This window comes from Paraburkholderia strydomiana, from assembly GCF_046030495.1.
Lineage (GTDB): Bacteria > Pseudomonadota > Gammaproteobacteria > Burkholderiales > Burkholderiaceae > Paraburkholderia > Paraburkholderia strydomiana_A.
Genome location: NZ_JAQQCJ010000019.1, coordinates 1 through 10,105, shown reverse-complemented (window position 1 = coordinate 10,105; position 10,105 = coordinate 1). Strand labels below are relative to the sequence as shown.

At 61.5% G+C, this 10,105-nt stretch carries 7 protein-coding genes; 4 read left to right on the top strand and 3 right to left on the bottom strand.

From position 1 onward, the window contains the following. The first annotated feature begins 4 nt into the window (after nucleotides 1–4). From PQQ53_RS23570 to PQQ53_RS23555, 4 genes are all read left to right on the top strand, one after another. A complete protein-coding gene (locus PQQ53_RS23570) occupies nucleotides 5–1,123 on the top strand; it encodes an OmpA family protein (RefSeq protein ID WP_408154470.1) in 1,119 nt (372 codons plus the stop codon). A gap of 398 nt (nucleotides 1,124–1,521) precedes the next feature. Continuing rightward, on the top strand, nucleotides 1,522–2,130 hold the full coding sequence (locus tag PQQ53_RS23565) for a response regulator (RefSeq protein ID WP_408326551.1): 609 nt from the start codon (nucleotides 1,522–1,524) through the stop codon (nucleotides 2,128–2,130). Nucleotides 2,131–2,142: 12 nt separating this feature from the next. Next, complete coding sequence (locus PQQ53_RS23560; protein ID WP_408326548.1) at nucleotides 2,143–3,963, top strand: sensor histidine kinase; 1,821 nt, start codon at nucleotides 2,143–2,145, stop codon at nucleotides 3,961–3,963. Further along, nucleotides 3,960–5,051, top strand: coding sequence for a hypothetical protein (locus PQQ53_RS23555; protein WP_408326546.1), 1,092 nt, complete (start codon nucleotides 3,960–3,962; stop codon nucleotides 5,049–5,051). The genes PQQ53_RS23560 and PQQ53_RS23555 overlap by 4 nt, the downstream gene beginning before the upstream one ends. A gap of 122 nt (nucleotides 5,052–5,173) precedes the next feature. On the opposite strand, the gene acnA is transcribed toward PQQ53_RS23555, so the two are convergent. From acnA to PQQ53_RS23540, 3 genes are read right to left on the bottom strand one after another with little or no spacing between them, the layout of a single operon-like run. Then, nucleotides 5,174–7,891 (bottom strand): aconitate hydratase AcnA, encoded by a 2,718-nt coding sequence (gene acnA, locus PQQ53_RS23550; RefSeq protein WP_408326543.1) that lies wholly within the window; start codon nucleotides 7,889–7,891, stop codon nucleotides 5,174–5,176. Between the two features lie 40 nt (nucleotides 7,892–7,931). Beyond that, nucleotides 7,932–9,383, bottom strand: a complete 1,452-nt coding sequence (locus tag PQQ53_RS23545; RefSeq protein WP_408326540.1) for a bifunctional 2-methylcitrate dehydratase/aconitate hydratase — start codon at nucleotides 9,381–9,383, stop codon at nucleotides 7,932–7,934. Nucleotides 9,384–9,409: 26 nt separating this feature from the next. Next, the gene (locus PQQ53_RS23540; protein WP_408141737.1) at nucleotides 9,410–9,913 is read right to left on the bottom strand and encodes a hypothetical protein; all 504 of its coding nucleotides are present in this window, start codon (nucleotides 9,911–9,913) and stop codon (nucleotides 9,410–9,412) included. Nucleotides 9,914–10,105 lie beyond the last annotated feature (192 nt).

Genomic DNA, 10,105 nt, shown 5'->3' with positions numbered 1-10,105 from the left:
AGACATGAAGTATTCATTAATTGCCATCGCGCTTGCCGCGATGCTCGCAGGATGTTCGTCGTCCGCGACACGCGATCGGCTGCAGATCCAGGACCCCACGGTTCTGCAAACCGGATTCACCGCGACGCAGAATCAGGCCTCCGGCGCGGTGACACCGCAGTGGATCGCGACCTACAGCGGCGTCAAGAACGGTGCCACGTTACGCTCGGTGAAGTCGCGTCTGACCGCACTGGGCGAGCGCAAGAATAACTATTTCGGCGACAAGGCGCAGTGCTGGCTGGACGCCGCCGCCGATGAGCGCTCGTTGCACGACGGTTGGGGTTTCGTCGAGGAGGCGCTGGTCGAGGCCAACCGCCTGACTGCGGCGCTGGAAACCGGGCAGGGACTCTCCGTCGACAATCCGGATTTACGGACCGCTGCGATGATCCGGCCGGATCTGTGGAAGCAGATTCTCGCTGCGAAGACCTCGCCGTTGTTCCCGCAGTGCCAGGAAGCACAGCGTCTGACGGCCTGTTCGGAAGTCGAGATGATTCACGCAGGTCACGAAGCGTGGACGCGGAACTTCGACGAGAGCCAGCGCCTCGTCGATGGCGTCGAGAGGGGTTTGCCAGGCATCGGCGCCGCGCTCCAGAGCTGCACACCGCCGCCGGTTGCCAAGACCGATCCGATCATTCCGTCGAAGGTGACGCTGCAAGCTGACGCGTCGTTCAAGTTCGATCGGGGCGATCTGGCGGGCATGTTGCCGACAGGCAAGGTCAAGCTCGACCAGTTGGTGCGTGACCTCGAACGGGTCGACGACGTAACGAGCATCCGCATCGAAGGCTTTACGGATCGTCTGGGCAGCGACAGCTACAACCGTCAGTTGTCAGCCAAGCGCGCTGAGACAGTCAAGCTGTACTTACAGAACGGCGGCGTCAAGATACCGATCATGGCGCGTGGCCGTGGCAAGGAAGATCCGGTGGTGCAGTGTAATGACCGCAACCGTCAGGCGTTGATTGACTGCCTCGCACCGAACCGGCGCGTCGAACTCGACTTTGCACGTGGTAACGGGCAGGAGTCGGTTGCGCCGCTGGGTCAGCGCACGCAATCCCGACGCTTGCTGCAAGGTCAGCAAGACCAGTGAAATCAGGAGTGGCCGGGCCCGCATGGCCGGCCATTTCCTTTATCGGTGGTACTTGAGATCAACATGAAGAGCGCGAACGATGTTCGCGCTCTTCTCTTACAGGGTTCGGAGCAAGAGTACCTGTGAGTCAACAGTGCTCAGATTGCTGCTCACCAAAACCGCCACCGCACGAGGTGAGCCGGTGTTTCTCAGACATCGATCGAAGCATCGTCATGGCAAATTGCAGCTAGGCAATTGCCATCGCTCATGCAGGAAAAATCTTTCCGATATTGCAGAAAATTCACCTTATGTTGCGGAAAAATATTTCCGTTAGCGTTGTTAATATTTAACTCTGGTTAAATTTGGGCTGGTTCGATTCGTTTTATGCCCATTGATTCAATATCAAAGGCGAGCTATAAATGAAGAGAATTGTGATTATCGACGACCACCCAATTATTCGGGGGACGATAGCCGGCGTGATCCACGCCGATCCCGAGCTGGACATGGTGGGAGAATGCGGCGACGGGGAAGACGGGCTGAAAATGGTGCTGACCGAATGTCCGGATCTGGTCATTCTCGATCTCGATTTGCCGCGGCTAGACGGTTTATCCCTGATCCGTCGCATTCGCGCGCAGAATCTGAAAACCAGTATTCTCGTTCTCTCCGCCAAGCCAGAACATGTTATGGCGAGTTATACGCGCAATGCCGGAGCCAATGGTTATGTCAGCAAAGGTCGGGAAATCAGCGAGCTGATTACGGCGCTAAAAACTGTGTTATTCGGCTATGACTGCTTCCCGGCGGATACGGCCGATCCCGCTGTCGGGAGCAGACTGAAGTCCTTGTCGACGCGTGAGGTGGAGGTGTTGCAGCACCTCGCGCGTGGTGCCAGCAATCGCGAAATCGCGACCCGTCTGTTTCTCAGCGACAAGACCGTGAGCACCTACAAGAGCCGTATCCAGGAAAAACTGGGACTCGGGTCGTTGGCGGCGCTGATCGAGTTTGCTTCGCTGCATAAGTTGATCGATTGAGTTTTGCGGGCTATGAACGACATGAGCCTGAGGGGTTCTTTGGTGGATGTGCATCGTCGTGCGCCGTTCGCCGTCGACAACTTCTCTCCCTCGCACGCCCATCGTGGACAGCAAACGGCGATCCGTTTGGCGACGCTATTGGGTTGTCTCTTTGCGTATGCACTGCTGTGCATGCTTCCGATTTATGCCAACGCTACACCGTCGATCGGCAGCGCATCACGCATGGTGCTCGCTAATGGTTCGCGCCAGGCATCAGCGCCGGGTGAACACGACGCCGCGGCCAGCCAGGCGCCGCCGGCTCGTGACGCCTGGGCGCACGAAGGCGCCATTCCCGGCACAACACCACACACGTCTGCTTCAAAATACAGTAAAGACGCCCTCACCGACCAGTCTGCACAGAGCGCGCCGGACGCCCGCACTGCCCAGGCTGCACCCGGCGCACGACAGCCGTGGATACCGGCGCTGGCATTGGCGCTGGCAGTTGCCGCAGTCCTGTCTCTCATCAGCACGTGGCGGTCCCGTGCAGCGCTCAAACGAGCAATCGAACAATACAAACAGATCACGAACGAATGGGCGCGCCGCTGCGAAGCCGCCGAAGCGGGAGCGCAGGCTGCCCGCATTGCAGCGAGCGGCGAGGCAAACGCCGACGTGATGGCCGCACAGTTGTGGCTTCGCGACGCAACGCTCCGGTATGTGAAAGCGCCGTTGTCCGCAGTCGCTGACCTGCTCGGCTCGCTTGACACAATACCTGCAACGCCCGCACAACGCCGGCAGTCAGCCGTGGTCCAATCCGCGTTGCGCACTTGGAGCCAAACGCTCGACGATCTGCTCGATAGCTCGCCGCTCGACTCACGCGCGGTGATCATCGAGGAAAGCGTCACAGACCTGCGTGCGCTTATCGATGGCGTCATCGCGCTGCTAGCGCCGTCCGCGACGCAACAAGGCGTGCGACTGAGTGCGAGCGTCGATCGTCAACTAGCCCATACGATCCTCGCCGACCCCGCTCGGCTCGGCCAGCTTTGTTTCCATCTGTTAAACCGAACGCTTCAACTCGGCGCGCATCGAGAGATCGTGCTCGTGGTGCGTATCGGCGCGCTGAATTCGAGAGCGCAGCGCATCCTCATCGGCGTGATGGAAACGGGGGCGACGAACACACCGGCCACGCCGCGGCCGCATCTCGGCTTGGTCGCCGGCAATCCGAGCACGGACACGAGCAAGGTACCGGATGGCAGTGAAGCCGAAGCCACCGCCGAAGCCGCCGACGCCGACGCCTATTTGCCGCTGTGTCGCATACTCGCTCAGCGTATGCGAGGCGAGCTTTCAATCACAAACGGCCCAATTTCGGACATTCATGCGAGCTTCGACGCGCCCTTCAAAGTCGAGCAGTGGGCACCATTGTCGCGACGCGAGCCAGGTGATACACCGCCGCGGCGTCCCCGGATAGTCACCAAATCTCGAGAGGCATCCTCAAGCCCAGCAAGCATCCTGCCCGAGCCTTTTGAACCTCGCTATCTGAACGCGCTTTCCGACGAAGGAGTGGATCTCCCCACCTTCCTCGACGGCTGGCGCCGGGCGATGGACGACGACCTCGCGCGCCTCAGCATCTTGCTGCATCTCCAGATCCATCCCGATCGTCAGCGCGCCCTGCTGCACAGGTTGAGCGGGGCGACGGGTCTGGTCGGCGCGCTTGGTCTGATGGAGGCGTTGCGCCACGCGAGCGTGTCGCCGCTGGAACAGAGTGCCGACTCGATCGACGCGCTGATCGACCGCACGAGAAACCTGGTCAGGCAGTTCGAAGCGCCGCCCCGCGCACACCGGAACACTCACCCATGAACCGACCGCTGGCTTTGATTCAAGGCAGGCTGGCGCACCCGAATGCGCGGTTGCTCCGTGGCTTGCCGCCACCTTATGGCGTGTATCGGGAGCCGGTGCGCCCGGCAACACAGCGTCGGCCGCAACCGGCATGTCAGGACACCGTGCGACGTATGTCGCCGCCGGAACCTCACACCTGGTTTGCGCCGGGCCGGAAGTTTCGCTTTTTCTACAAGTCGCCGCCACCGCGCGACTATTCCTCGCGCCTCGAGGCGGAACTGGCCGAGGCGCGCAATTACCTCGAGATGGACAAAGCGCGCGAGCGTGCGTCCCGTTTGGACCATGTGCTGGGGGCGACGCTCTTCGTCGCGTGCAGTATCGTGCTCGCGTGGCTGCTGTCGAGCAATGCTGCGCGCGACACTGGTAAGTTGGCAGCGGTGACGATAGCGGAGCCGGCCGTCACGACGCCAGGCGCTCCAGTTGCGGTCCGGCCACGAGCCTTGGGCAAATCGGCGCAGCCGGTCGCTGAGCTGATGCCGAACGTGGCACAGATAGCACCGTCGCCAGCCAAGCTCGCATCAGCAGGCGGACTTCGAAACGAGTCCAAACCGTCGCCGCAAACGGAACTGCTGGCCGCGCCGATACTCTTCGCACGGCACGCCGAACCACGCCCGGCTGCACGAGCATCGACCTACGACACGGCAAGCAGCTACACCGCCAAGGTGAACGTCAGGACCAAAGCCGCGGCCACGACCCCACACGACAGCCACCTACCAGCGGCCTACCCGATCGAAACGCTAGCCGACGACCACCAATCGCCGAGCCGCTCCCCACGTCCATCCATACCGCCCGCCGTGTTGGCGCAACCGGAACAAATAGTCCGCTCACCCGCTGCCGACGTCACCGTACAGGCCGCATTGCGTGATTGGGCCGCGCAGCAGCGGCACGCGCATGTCACGGCGCGAACGAACACAAACATCGCCAACGCCGCCAACGCCGCCAACGCCAGCCTCCTTGCTCCCGGCGAGCCCGACTGGAACACCCACCTGACCCAACGCCGAATCACCGATAATCCAACCGCCTTCGACACACCCAACACTCAATACTGACCGGCCATAAAAAAAGCCCGACCAGAGGTCGGGCTTCAAAATCGGCTGCGCCCTCCACAGGACGCAGCCCCTGCAAAACAGCCAAGCCGTTTGCTTCGGCTACAGAGCTAACCAGGCCGAGCTTAAGCAGCCAGCAGCGAGCGCAGCACGAACGGCAGGATCCCGCCGTGCTTGTAGTAGTCGACTTCGATCGGCGTGTCGATACGCAGCAGCACTTGCACGCGCTTCTCACTGCCGTCCTTGCCACGAATCACCAGCGTCACTTCCTGTTGCGGCTTGAAGTCCGCGCCCAGGCCTTCGATGTCGTACGTTTCTTCGCCGGTGATGCCGAGCGATTGCACGCTGTCCGAGCCCTTGAACTGCAGCGGCAGAACGCCCATGCCGACCAGGTTCGAACGGTGAATCCGCTCGAAGCTGCGTGCGACCACGGCCTTTACGCCCAGCAGTTGCGTGCCCTTCGCAGCCCAGTCACGCGACGAGCCCGTGCCGTACTCTTCGCCCGCGAACACGACGGTCGGCGTGCCGGCGTCGATGTACTTCATCGCTGCGTCGTAGATCGACTGTTGTTCGCCGCTCGGCTGGTGAATCGTCAGGCCGCCTTCGACGCGCGAGCCGTCGGCCTTCGCCGGGATCATCAGGTTCTTGATCCGGACGTTCGCGAACGTACCGCGCATCATCACGTCGTGGTTGCCGCGGCGCGAGCCGTAGCTGTTGAAGTCGGCCTTCTGCACGCCGTTTTCCTTCAGCCACTTGCCTGCCGGCGAATCTTCCTTGATCGAGCCTGCCGGGCTGATGTGGTCGGTCGTGACCGAGTCACCGAAGATGCCCAGTGCGCGCGCGTTCTTGACCGGGGCGATGCTGTCGGCCGGCGTCATCGAGAAGTCCTTGCCGAAGAACGGCGGCTCGGCGATGTAGGTCGACTTCGGCCAGTCGTAGACCTGACCTTCTTCGCCTTCGATCTTGCTCCACAGGTCGCCCTTCTTGGTGAGCTGCGCGTAGTTCTTGCGGAACGCTTCCGCGTCCAGCGCGAACTTGAGCAGATCGTTGACTTCTTCGCTGGTCGGCCAGATGTCGCCCAGGTAGATGTCGCGGCCGCCCTTGCCCTTGCCGACCGGTTCGGTCATCAGGTCGCGCGTGATGTTGCCGGCGATCGCGTAAGCGACCACCAGCGGCGGCGAGGCCAGGAAGTTCGCGCGGATGTTCGGGTGAATCCGCGCTTCGAAGTTACGGTTGCCCGACAGCACCGCTGCCGCGACGATGTCGTTCTTCGTGATCGCTTCGTTCAGTTCCGGCGTCAGGTCGCCCGCGTTGCCGATACAGGTCGTGCAACCGTAAGCAGCCAGCGTGAAGCCGAGCTTGTCGAGGTACTTCAGCAGGTCGGTCTTCGTCAGATATTCGGTGACGATACGCGATCCCGGCGCCAGCGACGTCTTGATGTGCGGAGCGACCGTCAGGCCGGCTTCGACAGCCTTCTTCGCCAGCAGGCCGGCGGCCAGCAGCACGCTCGGGTTCGACGTGTTCGTGCACGACGTGATCGCGGCGATCAGGATGTCGCCGTTCTTCACGTCGACGCCGTTGCTCGTCGTGTATTGCGCGTCCAGATCGGCTTCCTTCTTCGCAAAGCCGTTTTCCGCGACCGGCTTCGAGAACAGATCGCTGAAGGTCGACTTCACATTGCCGATTTCGATCCGGTCTTGCGGACGCTTCGGGCCTGCCAGCGACGGAGCGACCGTGCCCAGATCCAGCGTCACGACCTTCGTGAAGTCGATGTCGCCTTCCTTCGGAATGCCGAACAGGTTCTGCGCCTTGAAGTAGTTCTGGAACGCCGAGATTTCCGCGTCGGTGCGGCCGGTGCCCTTGAAGTAGTCGATCGTCTTTTCGTCGACCGGGAAGAAGCCCATCGTTGCGCCGTATTCCGGCGCCATGTTGCCGATCGTCGCGCGGTCCGGCAGCGACAGCGAGCGCGTGCCTTCGCCGAAGAACTCGACGAACTTGCCCACAACCTTTTCCTTGCGCAGCAGTTCGGTGATGGTCAGGACCAGGTCGGTGGCCGTCACGCCTTCGCGCAGCTTGCCCTTCAGGTTCACGCCGACCACGTCCGGCGTCAGGAAGTACACCGGCTGGCCGAGCATGCCGGCTTCCGCTTCGATGCCGCCCACGCCCCAGCCCACCACGCCGATACCGTTGATCATCGTCGTGTGGCTGTCGGTGCCGACCAGTGTGTCCGGGTAGTACACCGTATCCGCGCCGTCGGCCTTCTTGTGCACGCCGCGTGCGAGGTACTCGAGGTTCACCTGGTGAACGATGCCGACGCCCGGCGGCACGACCTTGAACGTGTCGAATGCCTGCATGCCCCACTTCATGAACTGGTAGCGCTCGTTGTTGCGCTGGAATTCCAGTTTCATGTTCAGATCGAGCGCGTTCTTCTCACGGAAGTGATCGATCTGCACCGAGTGGTCGACAACCAGATCGACCGGGACCAGCGGTTCGATCGACTTCGGGTTCTTGCCGGCGCGTTGTGCGACACCGCGCATTGCGGCGATGTCGGCGAGCAGCGGCACGCCGGTGAAGTCCTGCAGCACGACGCGCGCCACGACGAACGGAATTTCGTCGACGCGCGCTGCGGTCGGCTTCCAGTTTGCCAGTTGCGTGATGTGTTCTTCGGCGACCTTCTTGCCGTCGTAGTTACGCAGCACCGATTCCAGCACGAGGCGGATCGAAACCGGCAGGCGGTCGATCTTGATGTTCAGTGCCTTGCCGAGTTGCGGCAGGGAGTAGAACTTGCCTTTGCCGGAACCGCTGTCGAATTCCTTGAGCGTTTTGTGGAGGTTGTGGGCCATGGTGTTTTCCTTGGTTTGATCGCGGAACTACAGTACTGAACTAGATGACGTACAGATCGACGTATTCGTTGACCGGCATGGCTTCGAGCCTTGCCTGATCGAGCGACACGTCGAGAATCGCCAGTTGTTGCCTGACCGGAAAGCGCCGCGCGAGGTTGGTCCTGAACTTCTCGACCAGCAACGGGATGCCATCTTCGCGACGGCGCTTATGACCTATGGGGTATTCGACTACGACCTCGTCGAACTTCGATCCATCGTTGAATTCGAGCGTCAGTGCATTGGCGATCGAACGCTTCTCCGGATCGAGGTAATCCTTCGTGAACCGCGCGTCTTCGACACAAGCCATCTTTGCGCGCAGCACATCGATACGCGCGTCCTGCGCGATCGAATCTTCGTAGTCCGCGGCCGTCAGGCGGCCGTGGATCAGCGGCACGGCGATCATGTACTGGATGCAATGATCACGGTCGGCCGGATTGTTCAGCGGGCCTTTTTTATCGATGATGCGGATCGCGGCTTCGTGGGTGCGGATCGTGATTTTCTGAATGTCTTCGACGCGCTTACCGCACGCAGCGAGTTGCGCGTGCAGATTCATCGCGGCTTCCACTGCGGTTTGCGCGTGAAACTCGGCCGGGAAAGAAATCTTGAACAGCACGTTTTCCATCACGTACGAGCCGTACGGGCGCTGGAACCGGAACGGCTTGCCCTTGAACAGCACGTCGTAAAAGCCCCACGTCGGCGCGCTCAGCACCGACGGATAGCCCATCTCGCCGGTCTTCGAAATCAGCGCGAGGCGCACGGCGCGCGAGGTTGCATCGCCCGCGGCCCACGATTTGCGCGAACCGGTGTTCGGCGCATGGCGATAGGTGCGCAGCGCGTGCCCGTCGACGAACGCCTGCGACACCGCGTTGATCAGTTCGTCGCGGGTGAGGCGGAGCAACTGGCCGACCACGGCCGTCGACGCCAGCTTCACCAGCAATACATGATCGAGCCCGACCTTGTTGAAGGAATTTTCGAGCGCGATACAGCCTTGAATTTCGTGCGCTTTGATCATCGCGATCAAGACGTCTTTCATCGTCAGCGGCGTTTTGCCGGCTGCGATGGCAGTGCGCGAGAGCCAGTCGGCCGTCGCGAGAATTCCGCCGAGGTTATCCGACGGATGACCCCATTCGGCGGCAAGCCACGTGTCGTTGAAGTCGAGCCAGCGGATCATCGCGCCGATGTTGAAGGCGGCCTGAACCGGGTCCAGCTGGAACGACGTGCCGGGCACCTTCGCGCCGTTGGGGACGATCGTGCCCGGCACGATCGGTCCCAACAGCTTGGCGCAGGCCGGGTAGGAAAGCGCCTCGAGTCCACAGCCGAGCGTATCGACCAGACAGTGACGCGCGGTTTCCAGCGCGAGCGTGCTGTCGATCGGAAAATCCAGAACGTAATCGACGATATCGACGAGGACAGGGTCCGGGTCGGGTCGCACGTTGGAGATCGGAGCGGACATCGGGGAGCTGTTCCTGACGACGGTGATTAGTTAGCCTTGTTGATCGCGTTCGATTGCGTCGGAGCCGGTGCGCCTTGCATCATTGCCATCGTTTTGCATTCGTCGGCCAGACGCGAGCTGTCCTTGTCCTGGAACAGCATGGCCTTGGTCGGGATCACAACCAGATCCATGCCCGTGGCGGCATCGTGGAAACGGTCTGCGCCCGTGGTGGTCGCTTCGCGCGGCAGATTGTAATTTTTGTTCGCCCAGTGAACCGTGACGATCTGGTCACGCTTCATGTCGCCTTTCATTTCGAAAGCCAGACCGTCCTTGCACGCCCACTTTTCCGCGCCGTCCGGTACCGGATCGACCTTCGCTTCCTTGGCGGGGTTTTCCTTACGCTTGATCAGGCGGCGCGGCTGCGGGCGCTTTGCGACGGCCTTGGCAGCCGGCTTGGTGGTGGTCGCCGTTTGCGCGGCGGCGTCAGTCGCGACGGTCAGCATCGTCGTGGACAGGGCGCCAATCACGGCGGCGATCATCAGCTTTTTCATGGAGAAAACCTTTCTATCTAATTTCAGTTAAACATTGCGCGGGCTACCGGTCCTGGCGGCCGCGCGGGTTGAACTGCACGCGCTTAGAAAGCGCACAGCGACCGCTATTTTCTCCTATTTAGCGGCAGGTACTTCAAATTCTCCGGTCCGGTGTAATTCGCGCTCGGCCGGATGATCTTGTTGTCGACGCGC

Bases quoted from the DNA above. Each gene is read 5' to 3' on its own strand.
- PQQ53_RS23570 (WP_408154470.1), top strand. From the start codon at position 5: ATGAAGTATTCATTAATTGCCATCGCGCTTGCCGCGATGCTCGCAGGA.
- PQQ53_RS23565 (WP_408326551.1), top strand. From the start codon at position 1,522: ATGAAGAGAATTGTGATTATCGACGACCACCCAATTATTCGGGGGACG.
- PQQ53_RS23560 (WP_408326548.1), top strand. From the start codon at position 2,143: ATGAACGACATGAGCCTGAGGGGTTCTTTGGTGGATGTGCATCGTCGT.
- PQQ53_RS23555 (WP_408326546.1), top strand. From the start codon at position 3,960: ATGAACCGACCGCTGGCTTTGATTCAAGGCAGGCTGGCGCACCCGAAT.
- acnA (WP_408326543.1), bottom strand. From the start codon at position 7,891: ATGGCCCACAACCTCCACAAAACGCTCAAGGAATTCGACAGCGGTTCC.
- PQQ53_RS23545 (WP_408326540.1), bottom strand. From the start codon at position 9,383: ATGTCCGCTCCGATCTCCAACGTGCGACCCGACCCGGACCCTGTCCTC.
- PQQ53_RS23540 (WP_408141737.1), bottom strand. From the start codon at position 9,913: ATGAAAAAGCTGATGATCGCCGCCGTGATTGGCGCCCTGTCCACGACG.